General features: G+C 68.5%; 20 protein-coding genes. 12 read left to right on the top strand and 8 right to left on the bottom strand.

Annotation, left to right across the window (positions count from 1 at the left end):
* Nucleotides 1-89: 89 nt before the first annotated feature.
* The 5 genes from AC4GY7_RS00720 to AC4GY7_RS00700 all read left to right on the top strand — a co-directional run bounded on the left by AC4GY7_RS00720 (nt 90) and on the right by AC4GY7_RS00700 (nt 6,801).
* Nucleotides 90-1,310, top strand: a complete 1,221-nt coding sequence (locus AC4GY7_RS00720) for a serine hydrolase domain-containing protein (RefSeq protein WP_491111452.1) — start codon at nt 90-92, stop codon at nt 1,308-1,310.
* Nucleotides 1,311-1,399: 89 nt separating this feature from the next.
* On the top strand, nt 1,400-3,412 hold the full coding sequence (locus AC4GY7_RS00715; protein ID WP_491111451.1) for a 3-hydroxyacyl-CoA dehydrogenase NAD-binding domain-containing protein: 2,013 nt from the start codon (nt 1,400-1,402) through the stop codon (nt 3,410-3,412).
* A gap of 83 nt (nt 3,413-3,495) precedes the next feature.
* Complete coding sequence (locus AC4GY7_RS00710) at nt 3,496-4,683, top strand: acyl-CoA dehydrogenase family protein (RefSeq protein WP_491111449.1); 1,188 nt, start codon at nt 3,496-3,498, stop codon at nt 4,681-4,683.
* A gap of 97 nt (nt 4,684-4,780) precedes the next feature.
* Nucleotides 4,781-5,908, top strand: a complete 1,128-nt coding sequence (locus tag AC4GY7_RS00705) for an acyl-CoA dehydrogenase family protein (protein WP_491111448.1) — start codon at nt 4,781-4,783, stop codon at nt 5,906-5,908.
* Nucleotides 5,908-6,801, top strand: coding sequence for an acyl-CoA thioesterase (locus AC4GY7_RS00700; RefSeq protein ID WP_491111446.1), 894 nt, complete (start codon nt 5,908-5,910; stop codon nt 6,799-6,801). The genes AC4GY7_RS00705 and AC4GY7_RS00700 overlap by 1 nt, the downstream gene beginning before the upstream one ends.
* A 118-nt stretch (nt 6,802-6,919) precedes the next feature.
* On the opposite strand, the gene AC4GY7_RS00695 is transcribed toward AC4GY7_RS00700, so the two are convergent.
* The 5 genes from AC4GY7_RS00695 to AC4GY7_RS00675 all read right to left on the bottom strand — a co-directional run bounded on the left by AC4GY7_RS00695 (nt 6,920) and on the right by AC4GY7_RS00675 (nt 12,314).
* On the bottom strand, nt 6,920-7,720 hold the full coding sequence (locus tag AC4GY7_RS00695; RefSeq protein WP_491111444.1) for an SDR family NAD(P)-dependent oxidoreductase: 801 nt from the start codon (nt 7,718-7,720) through the stop codon (nt 6,920-6,922).
* Entirely contained in the window at nt 7,720-8,484 is a 765-nt protein-coding gene (locus AC4GY7_RS00690; protein WP_491111443.1) for an SDR family NAD(P)-dependent oxidoreductase, read from the bottom strand. The genes AC4GY7_RS00695 and AC4GY7_RS00690 overlap by 1 nt, the downstream gene beginning before the upstream one ends.
* Nucleotides 8,485-8,584: 100 nt before the next feature.
* Nucleotides 8,585-9,637, bottom strand: a complete 1,053-nt coding sequence (locus AC4GY7_RS00685) for a phosphotransferase family protein (protein ID WP_491111441.1) — start codon at nt 9,635-9,637, stop codon at nt 8,585-8,587.
* Between the two features lie 181 nt (nt 9,638-9,818).
* Complete coding sequence (locus AC4GY7_RS00680) at nt 9,819-10,901, bottom strand: Zn-dependent alcohol dehydrogenase (RefSeq protein ID WP_491111440.1); 1,083 nt, start codon at nt 10,899-10,901, stop codon at nt 9,819-9,821.
* Nucleotides 10,902-11,051: 150 nt separating this feature from the next.
* Nucleotides 11,052-12,314 carry an acyl-CoA dehydrogenase family protein gene (locus AC4GY7_RS00675; RefSeq protein WP_491111438.1) on the bottom strand — a complete coding sequence of 421 codons (1,263 nt, stop codon included), beginning with the start codon at nt 12,312-12,314 and terminating at the stop codon, nt 11,052-11,054.
* 154 nt (nt 12,315-12,468) lie between these two features.
* Between AC4GY7_RS00675 and AC4GY7_RS00670 the strand changes: the two genes are divergently transcribed.
* Nucleotides 12,469-13,722: a TetR/AcrR family transcriptional regulator gene (locus AC4GY7_RS00670; protein ID WP_491111437.1), complete on the top strand. Its 1,254-nt coding sequence runs from the start codon at nt 12,469-12,471 to the stop codon at nt 13,720-13,722.
* Between the two features lie 265 nt (nt 13,723-13,987).
* Here AC4GY7_RS00670 and AC4GY7_RS00665 read toward each other — a convergent pair whose 3' ends face one another.
* The gene (locus tag AC4GY7_RS00665; protein WP_491111435.1) at nt 13,988-15,052 is read right to left on the bottom strand and encodes an acyl-CoA dehydrogenase family protein; all 1,065 of its coding nucleotides are present in this window, start codon (nt 15,050-15,052) and stop codon (nt 13,988-13,990) included.
* Between the two features lie 15 nt (nt 15,053-15,067).
* Entirely contained in the window at nt 15,068-16,255 is a 1,188-nt protein-coding gene (locus AC4GY7_RS00660; protein ID WP_491111433.1) for an acyl-CoA dehydrogenase family protein, read from the bottom strand.
* 140 nt (nt 16,256-16,395) lie between these two features.
* Here AC4GY7_RS00660 and AC4GY7_RS00655 point away from each other — a divergent pair, with 140 nt between their 5' ends.
* The 6 genes from AC4GY7_RS00655 to AC4GY7_RS00630 all read left to right on the top strand — a co-directional run bounded on the left by AC4GY7_RS00655 (nt 16,396) and on the right by AC4GY7_RS00630 (nt 22,750).
* Complete coding sequence (locus tag AC4GY7_RS00655) at nt 16,396-17,613, top strand: MFS transporter (protein ID WP_491111431.1); 1,218 nt, start codon at nt 16,396-16,398, stop codon at nt 17,611-17,613.
* A gap of 51 nt (nt 17,614-17,664) precedes the next feature.
* Nucleotides 17,665-19,197, top strand: coding sequence for a class I adenylate-forming enzyme family protein (locus AC4GY7_RS00650; protein WP_491111430.1), 1,533 nt, complete (start codon nt 17,665-17,667; stop codon nt 19,195-19,197).
* On the top strand, nt 19,194-19,964 hold the full coding sequence (locus tag AC4GY7_RS00645) for an acyl-CoA thioesterase (protein WP_491111428.1): 771 nt from the start codon (nt 19,194-19,196) through the stop codon (nt 19,962-19,964). Before AC4GY7_RS00650 ends, AC4GY7_RS00645 begins: the two co-directional genes overlap by 4 nt.
* A gap of 116 nt (nt 19,965-20,080) precedes the next feature.
* Nucleotides 20,081-20,584 carry an EF-hand domain-containing protein gene (locus tag AC4GY7_RS00640; protein WP_491111426.1) on the top strand — a complete coding sequence of 168 codons (504 nt, stop codon included), beginning with the start codon at nt 20,081-20,083 and terminating at the stop codon, nt 20,582-20,584.
* An 83-nt stretch (nt 20,585-20,667) separates the two neighbouring features.
* Nucleotides 20,668-21,387 carry a response regulator gene (locus AC4GY7_RS00635; RefSeq protein ID WP_491112067.1) on the top strand — a complete coding sequence of 240 codons (720 nt, stop codon included), beginning with the start codon at nt 20,668-20,670 and terminating at the stop codon, nt 21,385-21,387.
* Between the two features lie 10 nt (nt 21,388-21,397).
* Nucleotides 21,398-22,750: a sensor histidine kinase gene (locus tag AC4GY7_RS00630; RefSeq protein ID WP_491111424.1), complete on the top strand. Its 1,353-nt coding sequence runs from the start codon at nt 21,398-21,400 to the stop codon at nt 22,748-22,750.
* Here the strand turns inward: AC4GY7_RS00630 and AC4GY7_RS00625 are convergent.
* The gene (locus AC4GY7_RS00625; RefSeq protein WP_491111423.1) at nt 22,747-24,024 is read right to left on the bottom strand and encodes an MFS transporter; all 1,278 of its coding nucleotides are present in this window, start codon (nt 24,022-24,024) and stop codon (nt 22,747-22,749) included. The two genes, AC4GY7_RS00630 and AC4GY7_RS00625, sit on opposite strands and share 4 nt — an antisense overlap.
* Nucleotides 24,025-24,067: the final 43 nt, after the last annotated feature.

Here is a 24,067-nt window from a genome sequence, read left to right as displayed (position 1 = left end):
TCTTCGCGTTTCGATGAAAGGTTATAGTTGATTCCCGCTCCGCTCAAGGCAATAGAACGGATAAGTTAGAAGCTGGGGTATGGCAGAGGATGAGCGACATGGATGCGCGGAGCCAGGGTTTCGACGGCCGGCGCCTGGCCGCGGTCGATGCCTTTCTGAAGGCGCGCTACCTCGACACGGGGCTGCTGCCCAACGCGCAGCTGCTGATCGCGCGCGATGGGGAGATCGTTCATTTCTCGCACCAGGGTGCGGCGCGGGAGAATGGCGCCAGCGTCGACGAGGGATCGCTGTTCCGCATCGCTTCGATGACCAAGCCGATCACCAGCCTCGCCTTCATGATGCTGGTGGAGGAAGGGCGCGTCGCGGTGGACACGCCGGTCCACCACGTGCTGCCCGAGTTCAAGGGGCTGGGCGTCTACAACGGCGGCGGCGGCGGCGTGCCGTTCGTCACGCGGCCGACCAACGAGCCGATGCGGATGCTCGACCTGCTGCGGCATACGTCGGGCCTCACCTATGGCTTCCAGAACCGGTCCAACGTCGATGCCGCCTATCGCGAATCGAAGATGGAGAGCTGGCACGGCAACCTCGACCTCGACGGCTTCGTCGCCGCGCTCGGCACGCTGCCGCTGGAATTCTCGCCCGGTGAGGGCTGGAACTACTCGGTCGCCACCGATGTGCTCGGCGCGGTGGTGGAGCGGGTGTCGGGGCAGACGCTCGATGTCTTCTTCCACGAGCGGATCTTCTCCCCGCTGGGAATGCACGACACCTTCTTCCAGGTGCCCGAGGACAAGATCGAGCGGCTGACCGACTGCTATGCGCTGATCGAGGGCAAGGGGCGCGTGATCTACGACGCGGGCGCGGCGAGCGCCTGGAGCCGGCGACCCAAGCTGCTGTCGGGCGGCGGCGGGCTCGTCTCGACCGCGCTCGACTATCACCGCTTCTGCCGGATGTGCGAGAATGGCGGCACGCTGGACGGCGCGCGCCTCGTCGGCCGCAAGACGCTCGAACTGATGACGATGAACCACCTGCCCGGTGGCGCCGACCTGTCCAGCCTGTCGCGCTCGCTGTTCAGCGAGACGCAGAATGCCGGCACCGGCTTCGGCCTCGGCTTTGCGGTTACGCAGGACGTGGCGAAGACGATGATGCCGGGGTCGAAGGGCGAATATTATTGGGGCGGGATGTTCTCCACCGCGTTCTTCATCGATCCGGTCGAGCGGCTGCACATGGTATTCATGACGCAGCTGAGCCCGTCCGGCCTTTATCCGATCCGCCGCGAGTTGAAGACGATGATCTACGCCGCGCTGGACTGAGAATCTTACCGTCGCCCCGGCGAAGGCCGGGGTCTTTGCCGCATGAGACCCCAGCCTTCGCCGGGCTGACGATTTTGGAGAATATTCCGATGACTTCGCCGATCCGTACCGAACGCCATGGCGACGTGCTCGTCATCATTTCCGACAATCCGCCGGTCAACGCGCTCGGCGCGGCGGTGCGGCAAGGGCTCGCCGCCGCGGTGGCCGAGGGCGTCGCGGACGATTCGATCGCGGCGATGGTGATCCGCTGCGACGGCCGCACCTTCTTCGCCGGCGCCGACATCACCGAATTTGGCAAAGCCATGCAGGAGCCCGGGCTGCCGACCGTCGTCGACATGATCGAAGCCTCGACCAAGCCCGTCGTCGCGGCGATCCACGGCACGGCGCTGGGCGGCGGCTGCGAGGTGGCACTGGGCTGCCACTACCGGGTGGCGGTCCCCTCGGCGAAGCTCGGCACGCCCGAGGTGAAGCTCGGCCTGCTGCCCGGCGCGGGCGGCACGCAGCGGCTGCCGCGCATCGCCGGCGTCGCGCTGGCGCTCGAGCTGACCGCCAAGGGCGATCCGATCTCCGCCAAGAAGGCGCAGGAGGCCGGCCTGATCGACAAGATCGTCGGCGAAGACAGCCTGGCGGCGGATGCCATCGCCTTTGCCGGCGAGGTGAAGGCGAAGCGGCCGATCCCGCGCGCCTCGGAGAAGGAGGCCAAGGCCGACCCGCAGGCGGTCGAGGCCTTCCAAAAGGCGAACGGTCGCCGTTTCCGCGGGTTCGAGGCACCGGCCGCCAACATCGCCTGCGTCGTCAAGGCGACCGAGGTGCCGTTCAACCAAGGCATCGCCTTCGAGCGGCAGGAGTTCATGAAGCTGATGATGGGGACGCAGTCCGCCGCGCAGCGCCACATCTTCTTCGCCGAGCGGCAGGCCGCCAAGATCGACGACGTGCCGGCCGACACGCCGCTCCGCCCGATCAGGCGCGTCGGCGTGATCGGCGCCGGTACGATGGGCGGCGGCATTGCGATGAACTTCCTGTCGGCGGGCATCCCGGTGACGATCGTCGAGATGGCGCAGGAGGCGCTTGATCGCGGCACCGGCGTGATCCGCAAGAATTACGAGGCGACCGCGGCCAAGGGGCGGATGAAGCCCGAGCAGGTCGACGCGGCGATGGGTGCGCTGACCCCGACGCTCAACTTTGACGACCTGGCCGACTGCGACCTGGTGATCGAGGCGGTGTATGAGACGATGGAGGTGAAGAAGGAAATCTTCTCCCGTCTCGACGGCATCGCCAAGGCGGGGGCGATCCTCGCCTCCAACACGTCCTACCTCGATATCGATGAGATCGCCGCCTGCACCAAGCGGCCCGAAGACGTGCTGGGCATGCACTTCTTCTCGCCCGCCAACGTCATGAAGCTGCTGGAGGTGGTGCGCGGCGCCAAGACGGCGCCCGACGTGCTCGCCACCGTCATGGCACTCGCGAAAAGGATCAAGAAGGTCGCGGTGGTCGCCGGCGTCACCTATGGCTTCATCGGCAACCGCATGCTGATGCCGCGCCAGGTGGAGGCGAACAAGCTGCTGCTGGAAGGCGCGACGCCGGAACAGATCGATCGCGTCCACGTCGCCTTCGGCATGCCGATGGGGCCGTTCCAGATGGCCGACCTCGCCGGCGTCGACATCGGCTGGCACCGCGACCCCAACCGCATCGAGAACGTCCGCGACGCGCTCGCTGCCGAAGGGCGCTGGGGGCAGAAGCGGCAGGCGGGCTTCTACGACTATGACGAGAAGCGCAATCCGACGCCCTCCCCGCGGGTCGCCGAGATCATCGCCGAATGGCGCGAGAAGACCGGCACGCCGCAGCATGAGGTCACCGACGAGGAGATCGTCGAACGCACGCTCTACCCGATGGTCAACGAAGGTGCGCTGATCCTGGAGGAGGGCAAGGCGCAGCGCGCGTCCGATGTCGATGTGGTGTGGATCTACGGCTACGGCTGGCCGGTCTATCGCGGCGGCCCGATGTTCTGGGCGAAGAGCGAAGGCTACGACAAGGTCGTCGCGGGGCTGGAGAAGCATGGCTTCGCCGTCGCCAAGAGCCTGAAGAGCGGCAGCATCAAATAGCATATTGTTCGCCCTGAGCCTGTCGAAGGGCAGGTGAGTCTCATGTGCTTCGACAAGCTCAGCACGAACGGAGGGAGAGTAGCATGACCGACCTCGATACCTTCCGCAGCGACACCCGCGTGTGGCTGGCGGAGAATTGCCCGCCCGAAATGCGCGAGCCGGTGCGATCCGACGCCGACGTCTGCTGGGGCGGGCGGCATTACGATCGGGCGGCCAATCCGGCACAGGCGCGCTGGCTGGACGCGATGGCGACGCGCGGCTGGACCGTGCCCGACTGGCCGACGGCCTATGGCGGCGGCGGCCTGTCGCCGGCGGAGACCAAGGTGCTGCGCGAGGAGATGGCGGCGATCCGCGCGCGCAATCCGCTCAACAGCTTCGGCATCTCGATGCTCGGGCCGGCGCTGCTGAAATACGGCACGGAGGAGCAGAAGCTGGAGCATCTGCCCCGGATCGCGCGTGGCGAGATCCGCTGGTGCCAGGGTTATTCCGAACCCAATGCCGGGTCCGACCTCGCCGGCCTTGCCGCCAGCGCCGAGGATGCGGGCGATCACTATATCGTCAACGGGCAGAAGGTGTGGACCAGCTATGCCGACAAGGCGGACTGGATCTTCTGCCTCGTCCGCACCAGCAAGGCCTCCAAGCAGGGCGGCATCAGCTTCGTGCTGTTCGACATGGAGTCACCCGGCGTCTCGACCAAGCCGATCCTGCTCATCAGCGGCTATTCGCCGTTCTGCGAAACCTTCATGGACGATGTGAAGGTGCCCAAGGCGAACCGCATTCACGACGAAAACAAGGGCTGGGACGTCGCCAAATATCTGCTCGGTCACGAGCGGGAGATGATCTCCGGCATGGGACTCGCCGCGGGCGGGCGCAATCCGCTGATCGAGGGCGCGATCGCGACGATCGGGCTGGACCATGACGGCCGCCTCGCCGACCCGGTGCTGCGCAGCCAGATCGCGCTGTTCGAGGTGCGGGCGAAGGCGTTCGCGGCGATGAGCGAGCGGTTCATCGACGAATTGAAGGCGGGCCGCGCCCATCCGGCGCAGCCGAGCATGATGAAATATGTCGGCACCGAGCTGAACAAGGATCGCCACGAGCTGATGATGGCGGCGGGCGGTTCGGACGCGCTGGAATGGGAGAGCGAGCGGTCCAACACGGGCGCTGCGCCGCGGGCGTGGCTGCGCACCAAGGCCAATTCGATCGAGGGCGGGACGAGCGAGATCCAGCTTAACATCATCGCCAAGCGCATCCTAGAGCTGCCGGGAGCGTGACCCCATCGTCACCCCGGCGAAAGCCGGGGTCTTCTTCCACACGGCACGCCCCCGCGGCGCAAGACCCCAGCCTGCGCCGGGGTGACGGAGTATAGACATGCCCCTGTACCTCAATGACGAACAGACGATGCTGCGCGACACGGCGAAGGACTTCGTCGCCGAACATGCGCCCGTGGCGCACCTGCGCGGCCTGCGCGACGCGAACGACCCGACCGGCTTTTCGCGCGACCTGTGGAAGCAGTTCGCCGAGATGGGCCTCAACGGCGTGCTGGTGCCGGAGAATCAGGGTGGCCTCGGCCTCGGCCATGTCGAGGCGGGGGTGGTGCTGGAGGAGATCGGACGCAATCTCGCCCCCTCCCCGTTCCTCGCCACCGCCGTGGCCGCGGTCGAAGCGCTGAAGGGCAGCGCGCAGGCGGCGCGCTGGTTTCCGGGCATCGTCGCCGGCGAGACGGTGGCGGCGCTGGCGATCGACGAGGGCGCCAAGCATCGTGATGCCGTCGGCATGACCGCGGTACGATCTGGCAACGGCTTCCGCCTGACCGGCGCCAAGCGCTTCGTGACGCACGGCCATGTCGCCGACCTGCTTATCGTCGCCGCGCGCACCGCCGGATCCGCGGACGATGCCGAGGGCGTGACGCTGTTCGCGGTGCCGAAGGATGCCGCCGGGTTGGCCGCCGCTCCGGAGCGGCTCGCCGATGCGAGCCTTGCCGCGCGTCTGGAGTTCGATGGCGTCGAGGTGGATGCCGACGCCGTCATCGGCGAGGTCGACCATGGCCGCGATCCCCTCGGCCGGCTGCTGCGCGCAGGCCGTACCGGTGCGGCGGCGGAGCTGCTCGGCGTGGGCGGCGGTGCGATGGACATGACGGTCGGCTACCTCAAGGAACGCAAGCAGTTCGGCGTGCCGATCGGCAGCTTTCAGGCGCTCCAGCACCGCGCCGCGCACCTGTATAGCGAGATGGAGGTCGCGCGTGCCGCGGTGCTGAAGGCGCAGCAGCTGCTGGATGCCGGTGCGGACGGCGCCGACGATGCGGTGTCGGTGGCCAAGGCGATGACCGGCATGGCGACGACGCTGGCGGTGCAGGAGGGCGTGCAGATGCACGGCGGCATCGGTATGACCGACGAATATGACATCGGGTTCTTCATGAAGCGCGCGCGCGTCCTTGCCGAGATGTTCGGCGATATCGGCTTCCATGCCGACCGGCTGGCGCGGGTGGCGGGCTATTGATGGCGGAGTACGTCCCCCTCACCGATGCCGAGCTGGCGGCGATGCTGGTCACGCTGCTCGACGTCGAGGAACTGGATACCGACCTCTACCGCGGCTCGCGCCAGCCCGGCGGGCGCGGGCGCGTGTTCGGGGGGCAGGTGATCGCCCAGGCGCTGCAGGCGGCGCAGCGCTCGGTCGAGGGCAGGCAAGCGCATTCGCTACACGCCTATTTCATGCGGCCGGGGGACGAGAACTTCCCGATCGTCTATCAGGTGACGCGCGACTTTGACGGCAGGAGCTTCGCCACCCGCCGGGTCGTCGCCTCGCAGCAGGGGCAGCCGATCCTGACCATGACGGCGTCCTTCCAGACGCCGGAGGACGGCCTGCACCATCAGGATGCGATGCCCGAGGTGCCGCCGCCCGACACGCTGAAGTCCGAGCGCGAGCTGCGCCAGGCTATCGCGCATCAGGTGCCGGAGAAGTTCCGCAACTTCTTCACGCGGCGCCAGAATGCGATCGAGATGCGGCCGCTCTACCCGCGCAGCTGGTTCGCGCCTGAGAAGCGCGAGCCCAACAACGCCGCCTGGTTTCGCGTGGCGGCGCCGATCGGCGACGATCCGGCGCTGCACCGGGCGGCGCTCGCCTATGCCAGCGACATGGCGCTGCTCGCGACATCGATGATGCCGCATGGCGTCAACTGGCTGATGCCGGAGATGCAGACGGCGAGCCTCGACCATGCGCTGTGGATCCACGAGCCGTTCCGCGCGGACGAATGGCTGCTCTACACCACCGACAGCCCGTGGGCGGGGCATGCGCGGGGCATGAACCGGGGCAGCATCTTCGCGAGCGACGGGCGGCTGGTGGCAAGCGTCGCGCAGGAGGGGCTGATCCGGCGGCGGGCGCCGAAGGGCTGAGCCCGGCGACGGGGCTCGGCACTCACGGCAGCCTCAACCCTAAAGCTAATCGACATCCAAGATGAGGGATCCTCTTCAATCCTCCCCCGCCAGGGGGAGGGTTGAAGGTCGATTGGTCCTAGACCGCCGTCTTGCCGTAATCCTGCCGGGTCACCGGGTGGCTCGACGACAGGCCGCCGTCGACGGCGAGCGCCTGACCGTTGACGTAGCTCGCATCGTCGGAGGCGAGGAAGAGGGCGGCCCTGGCGAGCTCCTCCGCCTGCGCGCCCCGCCGCAGGGGATTGAGGCGGCCGATGCGGTCGAGCTTGTCGGCGTCGCGGGCGTAGTCGAACACGGGCTTGGTCATGCCCGTCTCGGTGAGGCCGGGGCACAGCGCGTTAACCCGGACGTTGCTGCCCGACAGCTGCTGCGCGGCGACGGCGGCGAGGTTGATGACCCCCGCCTTGGACGCGGAATAGGCCGGCGATCCTGCGCCGGAGCGGATGCCGGCGACGCTGGCGGTGAGCACGATGGCGCCGCCACCTCGCTCTGCGATCCGCGGCGCGGCGTGCTTGATGGCGAGGAACGGGCCGATCAGGTTGACGCGCAACACCTCGGTGATGAGCGCCACGTCGGTGTCGAAGATATTGGCCATGCCGCCCGAGATGCCGGCATTGGCGAACATCACGTCGAGGCCGCCGTACCGCTCGCAGGCGAGCGCCACCGCGCGGGCGACGTCCGCTTCCGATCCGGCATCGATGCGGATCGCCGCCGCCGTGCCGCCGGCCTCCGCGATCAAGGCGGCGGTTTCATCGGCGCCTTCCGTCAGGTCGGCGGCGACGACGCTGGCGCCCTCTGCCGCGAAGAGGCGCGCGGCGGCCCGGCCGATGCCGCTACCTGCGCCGGTGACGATGACCGATTTGCCGGTGAAGCGCGCCATCAGATCGTCACCCCGCCATCGACGACGATCCCCTGCCCCGTCATGTAGCGGCTGGCGTCGGCGGCGAGATAGACGATCGTGCCGGCGATATCGATCGGATCGCCCAGCCGGCGCAGCGGGGTGTGGCGGCTGGATCGCTCCTCCGCCTCCGGCGTGTCCCACAGGGCGCGGGCGAAGTCCGTCTTGATGAGGCCGGGGGCCACGCAGTTCACCCGGACGTTGTCCGGCCCGTATTCGACCGCATAGTTGCGGGCGAGCTGGAAGTCCGCCGCCTTGGAAACGTTATAGGCGCCGATCACGTCCGATCCACGCAGGCCGCCGATCGACGAGACGATGACGATCGAGCCTTCGCGCCGCGCCCGCATCTCCGGCGCCACCATCTGGATCAGCCAGTGATTGGAGAGGATGTTGTTATCGAGGATCTTGCGGAACTGATCGTCGGCGATCCCCGCCAGCGGGCCGTAATAAGGATTGGAGGCGGCGTTGCAGACCAGCACGTCGATGCGGCCCCAGGCGGCGCGGGTGGCATCGACCAGCGCCTGCAACGCGTCCTTAGACGAGATGCTGGCGGCGACGGCGATCGCCCTTCCGTCACCGAACTCGGCATCGATCTCGGCCGCGACCGCGTCGCAGGCGTCCTGCTTGCGACTGGAGATGACGACGCGGGCGCCGGCACGGGCAAGCTCGATGGCGCTCGCCCGGCCGATGCCGCGGCTGGAGCCGGTGACGATGGCGACTTTGCCGGTAAGGTCGAAGAGCGACATGGAGGCCCTTTCAAAGGTCAGTGAAAGTCACACGAACGCAGGGGGTGACGGCTCATATTTCAACTGAATTGTCTGATGCATCTCATTGATAAAGCTATCTTTATGCCCCGGCGAGTTGCGCGAAGTGCCAGCTGGCCGCGGCAAGCCGATGCACCTGTGCCGCGGAACGTTCCGCCTGCGCGCTCGATGCGGTGCCGTCGACGATCCGCTTCTTGATGCCCTGAACGATGCCGGTGAGGCGGAAGAGGTTGTAGGCGAAATACCAGTTGAGGTCGGGCACGCCTTCGCGCCCCGTGCGGGCACAATAGCGCTGCACCATGTCCTCGATCGTCGGGATGCCCGTGGCGGTGCCGGTCTGTCCCTTCACCCCCGAGCGCCCTTCGGGTTCGGTGACCCAGCTCATCAGGAAATAGGAAAAGTCGGCGAGCGGATCGCCCAACGTCGACAATTCCCAATCGAGCACCGCGACGACGCGCGGTTCGGTGGAGTGGAAGATCATGTTGTCGATGCGATAGTCGCCATGGACGATCGATGTGCGCGTCTGTTCGGGCACGGTGCGCGGCAGGAAGTCGATCAGGCGCTCGACCTCGGGCATGGGCTCGGTTTCACTGGCGCGATATTGCCGGGTCCAGCGCTCGACCTGGCGCGCGAAATAATTGCCGGGCTTGCCATAGTCGCCGAGGCCGGCGGCGGCGTGATCGGTGTTGTGGAGGTCGGCAAGCGTATCAACCATCGCGTTGTAGAGACCGGTGCGCTGATCGGGCGAGTAGCCGGGAAGCGTCCCGTCCCACAGGTTGCGCCCGTCGACCAGCGCCATGACGTAGAACATCGCGCCGATCACCCCGTCGTCGGTGCACAGGCCATAGGGCCTGGCGACCGGGAAGCCGGTGGGGTGCAGGCCGGCGATCAGCCGGTATTCGCGATCGACCGCATGTGCCGACGGGAGCAGCGGCCCGAACGGCTTGCGGCGCAGGACATAGGCGCCGGACGGGCTGTCGATGCGATAGGTCGGGTTGGATTGGCCGCCGGCGAATTTGGCGTAGGTGAGCGGGCCGGTAAAGCCGGCGACGTTCGCCTCCATCCAGCGGGTGAGGTTCGCCTCGTCGAGCCGGTCCTTGTCGGTGACGGGGATGGTGCCTGTGGGTGTGGTCATGCGGCTGCCCCTTGGGACGTGCTACGGGTTGCCATCACTCCTCCGTCACCCCGGACTCGTTGCGGGGTCCACTCTGCGGCGAGGTGTCGGACTGGAGGCTCTAGTCTTACGCTTGCGGCCCGGTGGACCCCGGAACGAGTCCGGGTTGACGAGGAGGATGTGGCACGGGTCATCGCACCCCTCACCCGAAGGTAATCACGCTGCGCGTGGCATCGCCCTTGCGCAGTTCGTCGAAGGCGTGGTTGATCCGTTCCAGCGGCAGGCGCTCGGCGATGATCGTGTCGAGGTCGAGCTGCCCGCGCATGTAGAAATCGACCAGCCGCGGGATGTCGACGGGGAAGCGGTTGCTGCCCATCAGCCCGCCTTGCAGCCGCTTGCCCGAAAGGAGGTCGATCGCCGACAGGCCGACGCTCTCCGTCGGCGGCAGCATGCCGAGGATCGTCGCGGTGCCGCCACGGCGCAGCACCTTGACCGCGGTGGCGGCGCTCTGCGGACGGCCGACCGCCTCGATCGCATGGTGGACGCCGCCGCGGGTGATCTCCACCACCTCGTCCGCCGCGGTCGGCGACAGCGCGTCGATCGTGTGGGTGGCGCCGAGCTTCTCGGCGACGGCGCGCTTCTCCGCCACGGGATCGAGCGCGATGATCTTGCCCGCGCCGGCGATCCTGGCGGCGTTGACCGCGGCGAGGCCGATACCGCCACAGCCGACGACGCACACCGTCTCGCCCGGCGTCACATCGGTGGTGTTGAACACCGCGCCTGCGCCGGTCGTCACCGCACAGCCGATCAGCGCGGCGCGGTCCATCGGCATCTCGGGGTCGATCGCGACGCAGGCATGTTCGTGGACCAGCATCATCTCGGCGTAGGCAGAGAGGTTGAGCATCTGCGCCACCGGTCGGCCATCCAGCGTCAACCGCGGGGGCGCGCCCTTGGGCCTGCGCACGCCCGCGTCGATGCACAGGAACATGCGGCCGGTGACGCAGAATTCGCACTGGCCGCAGAAGGCGCTGAGGCAGGTGACGACATGGTCGCCGACCTTGACGGTGCGCACCTCGCTGCCGACCGCCTCCACCACGCCCGCCGCCTCATGGCCGGGGATGGTCGGCAGCGCATGCGGGTAGATGCCGTCGACGAAATGAAGGTCGGAGCGGCAGACGCCGACCGCGACGGTGCGGATCAGCACCTCGTGGGGCGCAGGATCGGCGACCGCGACGTCCGCGATCTCCAGCGGCTGGCGGGGTTCGAAGAGGACGGCGGCTTTCATGGGGTGCCTTTTCGTTCGATCATGTCTGTTGGTCCGTCATCCCGGCGAACGCCGGGACCCATGGATTCATGCGGCCGATGGCGCGCGCTGTCGGGAGTTCAGCCGGTCCATGGATCCCGGCGTTCGCCGGGATGACGGGGTGTGCCACATTCACCGCACCGGACGTTCGGCGGCGTATTCGCCGTATTTGCCGAATTCGGCACGCGCGATGGCGCGGTTGTGGACCTCGTCCGGGCCGTCGGCGAAGCGCAGCGTCCGCATCGCCGCCCAGGCATGGGCGAGGTGGAAATCCTGGCTGACGCCGCCGCCACCATGTGCCTGGATCGCATCGTCGAGAATCTGCAGAGCCATGTTGGGCGCCTGCACCTTGATCATCGCGATCTCCAGCTGCGCCGACTTGTTGCCCGCCTTGTCCATCATGTCGGCGGCCTTGAGGCAGAGCAGCCGCGTCATCTCGATATCGATGCGGGCGCGGGCGATGCGCTGTTCCCACACCGAATGATCGGCGATGCGCTTGCCGAAGGCGACGCGGCCGAGCAGCCGCTTGGCCATCGCCTCGATCCCCGTTTCGGCGACGCCGATGGTGCGCATGCAATGGTGGATGCGGCCCGGCCCCAGGCGACCCTGCGCGATCTCGAACCCGCGGCCTTCGCCGAGCAGCACGTTCTCCACGGGCACGCGCACGTCCTTCATCACCACCTCGCCATGGCCGTGCGGTGCATGGTCGTAGCCGTAGACGGTCAGCATCCGCTCGATGGTGACGCCGGGTGCGTCCATCGGCATCAGGATCATGCTCTGCTGCGCGTGACGCTTGGCGGAGGTATCGGTCTTGCCCATCACGATCGCGACCTGGCAGCGCGGATCGCCGACGCCCGACGACCACCACTTGCGGCCGTTGATGACGTAGTGATCGCCGTCGCGGACCATCGAGGTCTCGATGTTGGTCGCATCCGACGAGGCGACGGCAGGCTCGGTCATCAGGAAGGCGGAGCGGATCTCCCCCTCCATCAGCGGGCGCAGCCAGCGGTCCTTGTGTTCGCGGGTGCCGTAGCGGTGCAGCACCTCCATGTTGCCGGTATCGGGCGCGGAGCAGTTGAACACCTCCGACGCCCAGCCGATCTTGCCCATCTCCTCGGCGCAGAGCGCATATTCGAGGTTGGTGAGCTGCGTGCCTTCGAACTCGAACGTGTCGTCGACGGGCGGCATGCCGGAATGCGGCGGCATGAAGAAATTCCACAGGCCGGCGGTCTTCGCCTTGGCCTTGCACTCCTCGATGACCGGAATGACCTTCCACCGCTCGCCCTCATGCTCCTGCGCGTCATGCTCGGCCTGGCGGGGGCGGATCTCGCTATCGATGAAGCTGCGCACCCGATCGCGGAAATAGGTCTCGCGCTCGCTCAAGGTGAAGTCCATGGGCCTCTCTCCGATCGTCTTTCTTCGCGGTCTAGGCCATACCGGATATTCGGTAAAGTGGCTGTGCGCGGCCGAGCGGTGGATTTTCACGCCTGATTTGGCGTGAGCGCAAAAAACACTGTTTCTTCGAAAGCGCGATGGCTAGAACGGTCCGATGGAGCAGACGGGGGCGACGGCCGGCGCGGTCGAGGGCGCGGAAGAACAGGGCACGAAGCGTTTCCGCGCGAAGCGCGACGCGATCCTGTCCGCCGCCGCAGAGGCGATCAACGAGCAGAGCGCCAAGGGCATGACCTTTGCCGACGTGGCCCGCCGCGTAGGCCTGAACACGACCAGCGTCACCTATTATTTCAAGCGCAAGGAGGACCTGGCCGCCGCCGCGTTCGAACATACGCTCGACCAGCTGCTCGCCATGCTGGACGAGGCGATGGGGGAAGCGACGCCGCCGCTGCGGGTGCGGCGGTATCTGGCGCTCAACATGGAGCGGCAGGCGCGCGTGCAACGCGGCGAGGACCGGGCGATGGCGGTGCTGTCCGACCTGCGCGCGACCGAGGAGCCCAACCGTACCCGATTGATGAATCGGTGGCGCGAGGTGTTTCGGCGCACGCGTGGATTGTGGGGCATGCCGGCCAACCGCGGCGAAACCGACCTGTTCGGCGCGCGAGCGCACGTGCTGCTCGAAAACACCTTCTGGTTGCCGGCGTGGCTGATCCGTTACGAGATCGATCAATATCCGCGGGTCGAGGCGCGGCTGATGAACGTGTTCGAACATGGCGTCGCCGGGCCGGACGCGCGCTGGGCGCCCCGGCCGATCGACCTCAGCCATGAAGAGACGGAGCCGGGCCGTGCCGCCTTTCTGCTGGCGGCGACGCGGCTCATCAACGAACTCGGCTATCGCGGCGCGTCGGTACAGCGGATCGCGGCGGAGCTGAACGTCACCAAGGGCAGCTTCTACCACCATCTCGACGCCAAGGACGATCTGGTCATCGCGTGCTACCGGCGCAGCTTCGATACGATCAGCGATGCGCAGCGGCTGGCGGACGCGGCGGGCGGCAGCCACTGGCAGCGCCTGTCGAGCACGATCGCGACATTGCTCGACGTGCAGTTCGCCGAGCGCGCGCCGCTGCTGCGGACCACCGCGCTGTCGGGCCTGCCGGGCGTGGTGCGGACGGCGATGGTCGACCGGTCGAACCGTATCGCGCGCCGTTTCGCCGGCACGATGATGGACGGCATCGCCGAAGGATCGATCCGCGCGGTCGACGCGCTGGTCGCGGCACAGGCGCTGATGGCGTTGCAGAATGCGGCGTTCGACATGCGCAAATGGGCCGCCGCCATGCCTCGCGAGCGGGCGGTGGCGATGTACGCCTCGACACTGCTGTTCGGTTTGTTCGACGATCGGGCTTTGGTTTAGTTCACGCAAAGACGCGAAGACGCGAAGGGGTCATTGCCCGAGGCGCCGCAGGCTGCCTCTCATCATGAGATGATCCCGACATCTGCGTCAGGCGCGCTCTCTTCGCGCCTTCGCGTCTTTGCGCGAACAAAGAAGCCTCATCCGGTGGGAGAGCGGATTTGGTTCACGCGGAGGCGCAGAGGCGCGGAGGTGTCGCGTTTCTGGGCGTTGCTCTCGCCCAGTCACTCGTTGATGATGATCAGCCTGCGGCGCCCCCGCGTGATCCTCAATAGCCGTTGAGGCGGGCGAAGCGTTCGCGGTGGTAGGCGGCGTTGCCCCACATAGCCTCCAGCACTGCGGCGCGCTTCATGAAGAAGCCGGCGTCGTGTTCGTCGGTCATGCCGATGCCGCCGTGCAGCTGGATCATCTCGCGCGTCACCAGCTTCGCGGTGTCGCCGGCGACCGCCTTGGCGAGGCTGACCGCCTGGTCGACATCGGAGCGGCCGGCATCGATGGCCTCCAGCGCGCCCTCGACCACCGACCGCATCAGTTCGAGTTCGGTGAACATCTTTGCCATGCGATGTTGCAGCGCCTGGAAGGTGCTGAGCGGCTGGCCGAACTGCACGCGCGTCTTGAGGTAATCGTTGGTGATCGCGAAGGCCTGTTCGGCGAGGCCGAGCATCTCGGCGGTGACGAGCGCGGTCGCGCGGTCGACCATCCGGGCGGTGAGATCGGGACCGCCGAGACGGATCGCGGGCGCGCCCTCGAACCGGACGGCGGCATGGCTGCGGGCATCCGTCATGCGGCGTGGCGCGCGGGTGACGCCATCGTCGCCGGTGACGAGGTAGAGGCCGTCCTGCGCGGCGACCACGAAGGCGGCGGCGCTGTCGCCTTCCGCGACGAACGCCTTGTCCCCGGACAGGCGGCCGCCCTCGACGCGGGTGGCGATCGGGCCGCCGTGCACGGGGCCTTCGTCGACGGCCAGCGTCGCGACCACCTCTCCGGTGGCGATGCGCGGCAGCCAGTCGCGCTTGGCCTCTTCGCTTTCACCCAGCGCGATCGCGCTGGAGGCGGGACCGGTCGAGGCGAGTGGGTGCGCCGCGAGATTGCGGCCGAGCTGCTCCACCACCATGCCGAGCGATAGATAGCCGAGCGCCGAGCCGCCATGCTCCTCGAGCACGACGATGCCGCCCCAGCCCATCTGCCCGATCTCCGCCCAGGCGGCCGGATCGTAGCCCCCGGCAGGAGCGGCATCGCGGAGGCGGCGAAAGGCGGTGACGGGCGATTCATTGTCCGCCCATTCGCGCGCCATGTCGCGCAGCATTGTCTGTTCTTCGGTAAGCACGGCCATGTCTGTGGATCCTGTTTACTGGTGGTCGAGCATGCCGAGGATGCGCTTGGCGACGATGTTGTTCTGGATCTCCGAGCTGCCGCCGTAGATCGACACCGCCTTGCCCCACAGCCAGGTGCGGGTCTGGGCGAGTTCGGCGTCGGTGAAGCCTTCGCCTTCCCAGCCGAGCCCATTCATGCCCATGATCTCGACGCCCAATTCGGCGCGATCCTGGGTGATACGGGCGCCGACGTTCTTCATGATCGAAGTGGCGGCGGACGGCCCCTGGTTGGACTTCGCCTCCAGCGCCGCGCGGCGCAGCGTCAGCATGAAAGCGCGCGTATCCATCTCGTGCCGGACGAGGCGCATGCGCAGGTCGGCATCCGCCAGCCGGCCCTCCGCATCGGTGCCGCGATAGGTCTTGGCGACCTCGCTCAACGGCTTGCCCGCCAGCAGGCGCCCGGCCGAGCCGCCGCCGCCCGACAGGCTGGAGCGTTCGTGCTGGAGCAGGCGCTTGCCGATCGTCCAGCCTTCGCCCTCGCGGCCGACGAGGTTCGCCTTGGGCACTTTCACGTCGGTGAAGAAGGTTTCGCAGAAGGGCGAGGCGCCGGAGATCAGGCGGATCGGCTTCACCTCGACGCCGGGCGCGTCCATGTCGATGAGCAGGAAGCTGATGCCTTCGTGCTTCTTCGTCTTGTTGGTGCGGACGAGCGCAAAGCATTTGTCGGCCCATTGGCCGCCGCTGGTCCAGGTCTTCTGACCGTTGACGACATAATGGTCGTCGCGATCTTCGGCGAAGGTCTGGAGCGCGGCGAGATCGGAGCCGGCGCCGGGTTCGGAATAGCCCTGGCACCAGCGCACCTCGCCGCGCGCGATGGCGGGGATATGCTCCTGCTTCTGCGCCTCGGTGCCATATTCGAGCAACGTCGGGCCGAACATCATCACGCCCATGCCGCCGATCGGGTTCCAGGCGCCGATCCGTGCCATCTCCTCCTGCAAGATGCGCGCTTCGGCCCGCGTCAGGCCGCCGCCGCCATAGTCGCGCGGCCAGGTGGGGACACCCCAGCCCTTGTCGCCCATCGCCTTCGTCCAGGCGGCCTCGTCGGCGGAGGGCTCGTGCGGCCCTTCCAGCGCCGACAGGCCGGCATCCTTGTGCGCGAGGCCGGGCGGGAAGTGCGCCGCCAGCCAGCTGCGGGCCTCTTCGCGGAAGTCGGGGGCGGCCATGGCAATCTCCTCGATCCCGAATCTGAAGATCGGGTATGGTTGATGGAGCCATGCCACGAAAGCGGGCGACTGCAAAGGCCTGCCATTGGCTTGTGCGCGACGATGCGGCACAAGGCGCCGGTACCGGGGGGACGAACAGGATGCGCTTCGAACACGGGTTCGAACACGGGTTCGAACACAGGGCTGTGCCGATGGCGCTGGCGGCGGTGCTGATCGACACGATCGGCTTCGGCATCGTCGCACCCGTCTTCCCGGCGCTGCTGCGCAGCCTGGGCGAGACGGATCTGGATCATGCGACGCGGATCGCAGGGTGGATGCTGGTCGTCTATGCCGCGGCGCAGTTCGTCGCCGGGCCGGTGCTCGGCAGCCTCTCCGACCGGTTCGGACGGCGGCCGGTGCTGATCGCCTCCATGCTGAGCTTCGGCGTGGATTATGCGGTGATGGCGCTGGCGCCGAATGTCGCCTGGCTGTTCCTCGGTCGTGCCGTGGCCGGCGTCGCAGGCGCCGTCTATGGCCCGGCGGGGTCGGTGATCGCCGACGTCACCCCGCCCGCGAAGCGCGGCGGCACCTTTGCGCTGATCGGCGCGGCGTTCGGCCTGGGCTTCATCATCGGGCCGGCGCTGGGGGGCCTCTTTTCCTTATGGGGACCGCGCGCGCCCTTCGTGGCGGCGGCGGTGCTGGCGCTGGCTAATGCCGCGATCATGCTGGTGGCGATGCCGGAAACGCTGGCGCATGAACACCGGCGCCCGTTCCGGTGGCGGGATGCGCATGTCGTCGGCGCCTTCCGGCCGCTGTTCCATGCCGGCAACGCCGCGCCGCTGCTGCTGGTGACCTTCCTCTGGCAATTGGCGCACATGGTCTATCCGGCGACCTGGAGCTTCTGGGCGACGGCGCGATTCGGCTGGGATGCCAAGGCGATCGGCTGGAGCCTCGCTTTCGTCGGGCTCGTCTCGACCATCGTGCAGGGCGGGCTGACCGGGCGGGCGATCGCGCGGCTGGGCGAGCGGCGGGCGCTGCTGATCGGGCTGCTCGCCGGCGCGCTCTCGTTCATCGCCTTCGCCGGCGTGACGGCGAGTTGGCAGGTTTACCTGCTGTTCTGCACCAGTGCCTTTTCCGGATTCGCCATGCCGGCGTTGCAGGGCCTGATGTCGCGGATGGTCGATGCGACGCGGCAGGGACAGTTGCAGGGCGGGCTCGGCTCGATGGGCAGCGTGTCGGCGATCATCGCGCCATTGCTGCTGACCCAGGCACTGGCCTGGGGGATCGACCATGGCTTCCCGGGCGCGGCGTTCGTGATCGCCGGGCTGCTCGGCCTGATCGCCGCCGCCATCGTCGTGCTGCGGGTCCGCACTGCCTGATTTAGAAGATTGCGTATGGTGCTTGGCGGGAAGCTCGCCTAGCCTTGCCGCATGCAGACCGCCGCCGACATGCTCGCGTCCGACTTCGCGACGCTTCCCGACCTGATCGCCGCCCATGCTCGTGAGCGCGGCGACCGCATCGCCTTGGCGGATGAGCAGGCGACGGTCGACTATGCGGGGCTCGACGGGATGATGGATCGGGTCGCGGCGGCCTTGCAGCGCGATGGCGTGCCACCCGGCCGCGCGGTGGCGATCGTCGCGCAGGCGAGCGGCGCTTATGCCGCGGTGTTCCTCGGCACGCTGCGGGCGGGATGCGTGGCGACGCCGCTGGCGCCGTCCGCGACTGCCGCCGCCATCGCCGCGATGATCGCCGATTGCGGCGCGCCGATCGTCTTCGTCGATGCCGCCAATGCCGCAGCGCTGGCCGGTCAGGACCTAGCCGCCCGGGTCGTGACGTTCGGCCGGGCGTTCGACGAGTGGCTGGCGCCGCCGGGTGCGGCGCCCGAAGCGGTCGCGATCCGCCCGGGCGACCCGTTCAACATCATCTATTCCTCCGGCACCACCGGCACGCCCAAGGGCATCGTGCAGAGCCACGCGATGCGCTGGGCGCATATCGCACGCAACGCCACCGCCGGGTTTGGCGATGCGGTGACGATGGTGGCGACGCCGCTCTATTCCAACACGACGCTCGTCAGCTTCCTGCCGACGCTCGGCTGGGGCGGAACGGCAGTGCTGATGGGCAAGTTCGATGCGCGCGGATATCTGGAACTCGCCGAGCGGCATCGCGCGACGCATACGATGCTGGTGCCGGTGCAATATGAGCGGATCATGGCACTCGCCGATTTCGACCGGTTCGACCTCGCGAGCTTCCGCTTCAAGACGAGCACCAGTGCGCCGTTCGCCCCGGCGCTGAAGGCGGACGTGCTGGCGCGCTGGCCGGGCCTGCTGGTCGAATATTACGGCATGACCGAGGGCGGTGCCTCCTGCGGGCTCAACGCCACGGCGCATCCCGACAAGCTGCACACGGTAGGCCAGCCGCTGCCCGGTCATGCGATCCGGCTGATCGACGAGGAAGGGCGCGAAGTGGCGCCGGGCGAGACGGGCGAAGTGGTCGGCCGATCGCCGACGATGATGACCGGCTATCACGGCCGCGATGCCGCCACCCGCGAGGCGGAATGGCACGATGCCGAGGGCAACCGCTACATCCGCCACGGCGATCTCGGCCGGTTCGACGCGGACGGCTTCCTGATCCTGATGGACCGCAAGAAGGACCTCATCATCTCGGGCGGTTTCAACATCTATCCCTCCGACCTTGAGGCGGTGCTGGCGCAGCACCCGGCGGTGGCGGAGGCGAGCGTGATCGGCGTGCCGTCGGAGGCGTGGGGCGAGACGCCGGTCGGCATCTATGTCGCCCGCCCCGGTTTCGAAGAGGAGGATGCCGCGGCGATCCTGGCCTGGACGAACGCGCAGCTCGGCCGGACGCAGCGGCTCGCCGCGCTCCACCGCACCGACGAACTGCCGCGCAGCGCGATCGGCAAGGTGTTGAAGCGGGAGTTGCGCGATCGCGTGGAGGCGGTGGCATGACGTCGCTGGCTACGATCATCGCCGGCCTCACGCCCATCGACGGCGGCTGGCGCGGAACGATTCCCGAAGGCTGGCTGCAGGGTCGCACGGCCTATGGCGGCCTGTCCGCGGCGCTCGCCCTGCATGCGGCGATGCGATCGGATGCCGAACTGCCGCCGCTGCGGTCGGCGCTGGTCGCCTTCATCGGGCCGTTGAGCGGGACGGTAGAAATCCGCGCCCAGCGGCTGCGGCGCGGGCGCAACGCAGCCTTCGTGCAGGCGGACGTGACGAGCGAGGCGGGCCTGGGGCTGCGCGCGACGTTCGTCTTCATGGGGCCGGTCGATTCCTCGCTCGATCATCGGATCGGCCGGGCGCCGTCAGTGCCGCTGCCCGGCCCCGACGATCGGATCCTGCGCGGCCACCCCGCCGTCGCCTTTTCGCAAAATTTCGAGCTGGTCGAGGGACAGGACGCCGGTGCGGCGGAATGGCTGCGCTGGGTGCGGTTGAAGGATCGCGAAGGGATCGACCCCGCCGTGGCGATGATGGCGGTTGCCGACTGCCTGCCGCCCGCCGCCCTGAAGCTGCTCGGCAGGCCTGCGCCGGTCAGTTCGATGACGTGGCAGCTCAACCTGCTGGGCGACATTCCGGCGACGGACGATGGCTGGTGGCTACTCCGGGCGACGAGCGACTATGCGCGTGCCGGCATCTCCAGCCAGCGGATGGGCATCTGGGCGGCGGACGGCAGCCCGGTCGCCGAACAGATGCAGAGCGTGGCGGTGTTCGCCTGAGGCACGCGACAGATTGCGACACTTTGCGCGCCGCCGGACATACCGCAGCGACAGGCGCGTCCGATAAGCCGATCCTGCGGTGCGGGATCGGCCCCATCGCCGGAGGCTTCGATGCGATGCGTATTCCCCTGACTTTCGTGCTGGCGGCGAGCGGTTTCCTCGCCACGGGTGCCCTGGCGCAGACCGACGCCCCCCCTGCCCCGCCGCCCGGCGGGGGCGGCTGGATGCGCGCGGATACGAACGGCGACGGCGCCGTCACCCGCGCCGAGGTCGTGGCGGAAGCCGAGGCGCGCTTCGCCGCGATGGACACCAACAAGGACGGCAAGGTGACGCCGGACGAGCGCGACGCGGCGCGCGCGGCCATGCGCGCCGGCGGCGGGCAACGACGCGGCGGCGGCGGCGGCTTCGGCATGCGCGGCGGCGGTGGCGGCGACGGCGTGCTGACCCGTGACGAGGCGGTGCAGCGCGCCGGCGCCCGGTTCGACCGGATGGACGCCAATCACGACGGCAAGCTCGACGCCACCGAACTCGCCGCGGCGCGGCCGATGCGGCGCCAGGGTCGCGGTGGCGACATGCTGCCCCCGCCGCCTGCCCCGCCCGCCGACGCGCCGGCGCAATGATCGTCGGTCAGTGAGCGCATCCGGGTGGGCCGCGCGCCCGCCCGGCTTTGCAGGAAGGGGCACCGATGGCTAATGGCGACGGCATGGGAGACATGCCGCACCTGCTGCTCGTCGACGACGAGCGTTCGATCCGCGAACCGCTGGCGCAATATCTGACGCGGCAAGGGTTTCGCGTCACCCAGGCGGCCGATGCGGAAAGCGCGCGCACGCGCCTGGCGGCCTATGCGATCGACCTCGTCATCCTCGACGTGATGATGCCTGGCGAGGACGGCCTGTCGCTGTGCCGCCATATCGCGGCGACCAGCGACACCCCCGTCATCCTGCTCACCGCCAAGGCGGAGGAGACGGACCGGATCGTAGGGCTGGAGATGGGCGCGGACGATTATGTCGTGAAGCCCTTTTCGCCGCGCGAACTGGCGACGCGGGTGAAGGTGGTCCTGCGCCGGCTGACCGCGGGCGGTGCACGCCAGCACCCGCCGGAAAGCGGCTCCTATGCCTTTGCCGGATGGGTGCTGAAGACGGGCGAGCGCGCGCTGGTCGACCGCGAGGGCGTGTCCGTGCCGCTATCGACGGGGGAGTACAACCTGCTGCTGGCGCTGGTGACGCGGCCGCGACAGGTCTTGACGCGCGACCAGCTGCTCGACCTGACGCAAGGGCGCGAGGCGGCGGCGTTCGACCGCGCGGTCGACAACCAGGTCAGCCGCCTGCGCCGCAAGATCGAGGCGGATGCCAAGGCGCCGGAGATCATCAAGACGGTGTGGGGCGGTGGCTATACGCTGGCGGCGGAGGTGACGCGCCTGTGAGGAGCGACACGTGAGCGGCGGGAGCCTGCGGCGCCTCCTGCCGGGCAGCCTCGCCGGGCAGCTGGCGCTGCTGGTGGCGGTGGCGCTGTTCGTCGCGCAGGCGATCAATTTCGCCCTCCTGCTGCGTGAGCGGCGCAGTTTCCGGCTGGAGCAGGTGACCGGGCCGGTCGTCGCGCGGCTGATCGACGCCACCGAGCGGCCGCGGCCCGGCGGCGAACAGCGCGGGCGCGTCCGCCGCGAAGCCAGCAACCCGATCCCGCCGAACGCCAGGACGCTGCCCGAGGTAGAGGATGCGCTGCGCAGCGCGCTGGCGGAGGCGGGGCTGGCCAGCGGCCGGATCGTCACCGGGCTGACGCCGCTCGATCCGCACGACCGCATGGTGCGGCGCCTGCCGCCCAAGCGGATGCGGCGGGTGATGGAGATGGGCGCCGAGTTGCAGATCGCGGTGGAACGGCCGGGCAAGGGCTGGCTGGTGCTGAGCACCCTGTGGGTGCGCGACGACAGCGATCTCGTGTGGCGGCTCGCCGGGCAGACGGCGGTGCTCTACATCATCGTGCTGCTGCCCGTGCTGCTCGCCGGGCGGCGCATCTCGCGACCGCTGCGCGACCTGACGCAGGCGGCGGAACGCTATACCCCCGGCGAAGGTGGCGTCGCGCTGGTACCGGCTGGCCCCGACGACGTGGCGCAGCTGGTCGCGGCGTTCAATGCGCTGCGGCTGCGCGTGACGGCGATGCTGGACGAGAAGGACCGGATGCTGGGGGCGATCGGGCACGACCTGCGAACTCCACTCGCCGCGCTGCGCGTCCGCGTCGAATCGGTCGAGGACGATATCGATCGCGCGCGGATGGTGGAAACCATTGCCGACATGAACCGGACGCTGGACGACATCCTGTCCCTCGCCCGGCTGGGGCGGCCGAGCGAGGCACCCACCGAGGTCGACCTGGCGGCGCTGGTCGACGCGGTGGTGGAGGATTTCCGGGACCTCGACCAGGATGTGGCGTTCGAGGAGGCGGCCCGGCTGCGCATGCGGCTGCGCCCGTCGCTAATGCGGCGCGCGATCCGCAACTTGATCGAGAATGCGGTGAAATATGCCGGCGGTGCCGAAGTCCGTCTGGTCGCGGGCACGGCATCGGTGCTGATCGAGGTGGCGGATCGCGGGCCGGGCATCCCGGACGCGCGCCTTGCCGACGTGTTCGACGCCTTCACCCGCCTCGAAACCTCGCGCAACCGCGATACGGGCGGCATCGGGCTGGGACTGGCGCTGGCGCGGACGATCGTCCGCGAGGCCGGCGGCGACGTCCGCTTGGCCAACCGCGAGGGCGGCGGGCTGACCGCGACGATCGAGCTGCCGCGGGCGGCCTAATCCTCCGCGATGGCGCTGTGCGCCCGGGTGTCGCGCATCCGCCAATAGGTGACGAGCGAGACGGCGATCATCGCGGTGACGTACCAGTAGAAGGCATCCTCCATCCGCCACGTCTTGAGCTGCAGGGCGACCCATTCGGCGGTGCCGCCGAACGCCGTGTTGGCGAGCGCATAGGGCAAAGCGACGCCGAGCGCGCGGACATGGGCGGGAAACAGCTCGGCCTTCACCACCGCGTTGATCGAGGTGTAGCCGGTGACGATCACCAGTGCGGCCATCACCAGCGCCCAGGCGGCAAGCGGGCTGCGCACGCTTTCCAATGCCGTGAAGATCGGCACGGTGGCGAGCACGCCGGCGATACCGAAGCCGATCATCAGCGGCCGACGCCCGATCCGATCGGACAGCGCGCCCGCCAGCGGCTGGAGCGCGGCATAGAGCAGCAGCGCGACCGTCATGATCCCGGTCGCGGTTTCGCGACCGAAGCCCGCTGTATTCACCAGGAATTTCTGCATGTAGGTGGTGTAGGCGTAGAAGGCGAGCGTGCCGCCGGCGGTGAGCAGAATGACGGTCGCCGCCTCGCGCGGGTGGCGGCTGAAGAGCAGCCAGCCGCTCGATTTCGGCGCGCCGCGCGCCTTTTCGAAGGATTCGGTCTCGGCGAGCCCGCGGCGGATGCGGAAGACGGCGATGGCGAGCAGGCCGCCGAGCGCGAACGGCAGGCGCCAGCCCCAATCCTCCAGCTGCGCTTCGCTGAGGACGCCCTGCAGCAGCAGCAGCGTGAACAGCGCCAGCAGCTGGCCGGCGATGAGCGTGACATATTGGAAGGACGAGAAGAAGCCGCGCCGGTTCCGCCCCGCCATTTCCGACAGATACACCGCGCTGGCGCCATATTCGCCGCCGACCGACAGCCCCTGCATCAGCCGTGCGAACACCAGCAGTGCCGGCGCCCGCCAGCCGATGCTGGCATAGCCGGGGCAGATGGCGATCAGGAACGCACCCGCACACATCAGCGTCACCGACAGCGTCAGGCCGGCCTTGCGCCCGTGTCGGTCGGCATAGATGCCCATGATCCAGGCGCCGATCGGCCGCATGACGAAGCCGACCGCGAACACCGCGGCCGTGTTGAGCAATTGCGCGGTCGGATCACCCTTCGGGAAGAAGTGCGGCGCGAAATACAGGCCGAACGCCGAATAGACGTACCAGTCGAACCATTCGACGAGGTTGCCGGCCGATCCGCCGAGGATCGACTTGAGGCGGCCGGGCGGGGATGAAGGGGGCAAGGCGAACTCCGGATCAGGGCTGGCGCTCAGCATAGCCGCTGAT

It is taken from the genome of Sphingomonas sp. SP5, assembly GCF_058313455.1.
Note: the sequence above shows the minus strand (reverse complement) of the source record. Positions and strands in the feature narration are given on the sequence as shown.

Coding starts and splice junctions, on each gene's coding strand:
- AC4GY7_RS00720 (WP_491111452.1), top strand. CDS start 90: ATGAGCGACATGGATGCGCGGAGCCAGGGTTTCGACGGCCGGCGCCTG.
- AC4GY7_RS00715 (WP_491111451.1), top strand. CDS start 1,400: ATGACTTCGCCGATCCGTACCGAACGCCATGGCGACGTGCTCGTCATC.
- AC4GY7_RS00710 (WP_491111449.1), top strand. CDS start 3,496: ATGACCGACCTCGATACCTTCCGCAGCGACACCCGCGTGTGGCTGGCG.
- AC4GY7_RS00705 (WP_491111448.1), top strand. CDS start 4,781: ATGCCCCTGTACCTCAATGACGAACAGACGATGCTGCGCGACACGGCG.
- AC4GY7_RS00700 (WP_491111446.1), top strand. CDS start 5,908: ATGGCGGAGTACGTCCCCCTCACCGATGCCGAGCTGGCGGCGATGCTG.
- AC4GY7_RS00695 (WP_491111444.1), bottom strand. CDS start 7,720: ATGGCGCGCTTCACCGGCAAATCGGTCATCGTCACCGGCGCAGGTAGC.
- AC4GY7_RS00690 (WP_491111443.1), bottom strand. CDS start 8,484: ATGTCGCTCTTCGACCTTACCGGCAAAGTCGCCATCGTCACCGGCTCC.
- AC4GY7_RS00685 (WP_491111441.1), bottom strand. CDS start 9,637: ATGACCACACCCACAGGCACCATCCCCGTCACCGACAAGGACCGGCTC.
- AC4GY7_RS00680 (WP_491111440.1), bottom strand. CDS start 10,901: ATGAAAGCCGCCGTCCTCTTCGAACCCCGCCAGCCGCTGGAGATCGCG.
- AC4GY7_RS00675 (WP_491111438.1), bottom strand. CDS start 12,314: ATGGACTTCACCTTGAGCGAGCGCGAGACCTATTTCCGCGATCGGGTG.
- AC4GY7_RS00670 (WP_491111437.1), top strand. CDS start 12,469: ATGGAGCAGACGGGGGCGACGGCCGGCGCGGTCGAGGGCGCGGAAGAA.
- AC4GY7_RS00665 (WP_491111435.1), bottom strand. CDS start 15,052: ATGGCCGTGCTTACCGAAGAACAGACAATGCTGCGCGACATGGCGCGC.
- AC4GY7_RS00660 (WP_491111433.1), bottom strand. CDS start 16,255: ATGGCCGCCCCCGACTTCCGCGAAGAGGCCCGCAGCTGGCTGGCGGCG.
- AC4GY7_RS00655 (WP_491111431.1), top strand. CDS start 16,396: ATGCGCTTCGAACACGGGTTCGAACACGGGTTCGAACACAGGGCTGTG.
- AC4GY7_RS00650 (WP_491111430.1), top strand. CDS start 17,665: ATGCAGACCGCCGCCGACATGCTCGCGTCCGACTTCGCGACGCTTCCC.
- AC4GY7_RS00645 (WP_491111428.1), top strand. CDS start 19,194: ATGACGTCGCTGGCTACGATCATCGCCGGCCTCACGCCCATCGACGGC.
- AC4GY7_RS00640 (WP_491111426.1), top strand. CDS start 20,081: ATGCGTATTCCCCTGACTTTCGTGCTGGCGGCGAGCGGTTTCCTCGCC.
- AC4GY7_RS00635 (WP_491112067.1), top strand. CDS start 20,668: ATGGGAGACATGCCGCACCTGCTGCTCGTCGACGACGAGCGTTCGATC.